This is a genomic window from Paraburkholderia sp. RL18-085-BIA-A, from assembly GCF_046027075.1.
Lineage (GTDB): Bacteria > Pseudomonadota > Gammaproteobacteria > Burkholderiales > Burkholderiaceae > Paraburkholderia.
This window is the reverse complement of sequence record NZ_JARESU010000606.1, coordinates 1-474: the sequence shown is the minus strand read 5'-3', so window position 1 is coordinate 474 and position 474 is coordinate 1. Positions and strand designations below refer to the sequence as shown.

Here is a 474-nt window from a genome sequence, read left to right as displayed (position 1 = left end):
GTAAGAAAAGGCAAGTCGTGTTTCGCACGACGCGCTCTACCTCACCGCCCTGAAGGACGGTGCTTCACGCGCACACCGGTGCACACGCGAAAATCGTCGATGCCGGCCGCGCACGCCGTCGAGCAGGCGCTTGACGGTCTGGCTGGTGAACTGCGCTTTGCCGGCCCACAGTTGGCAGAGCTCTTCGAGGTGGGTCTTGAGCACGTCGTCGCGGAACACCGATGCGAGATTACGGGTCAGCGCATCGAAATCGGCGGCCTCGAATTGCGTGAGGGTCTTCTGATTGACCTTGATCACGCGGATGCTATGCGCGCATTCGGCGACCCGGTTCGGATTTTCGGCGAAATGCGCGCGCAGATCGGTCACGCCTTCGTCTCGCCATGCATCGAACAGCGCGCGCACGCCGCTGAAGTCTTCGAGCCAGAGCGAGACCGACGCGAGCTCGAACATCTCGGAGTCATCCCCCCCAAGGCG

1 pseudogene is annotated in these 474 nt (G+C 62.7%); it reads right to left on the bottom strand.

Annotated elements, in window-relative coordinates:
* Positions 1 to 108 precede the first annotated feature (108 nt).
* Positions 109 to 474: pseudogene (locus tag P0D89_RS54055) on the bottom strand (histidine kinase); the annotation flags it as partial.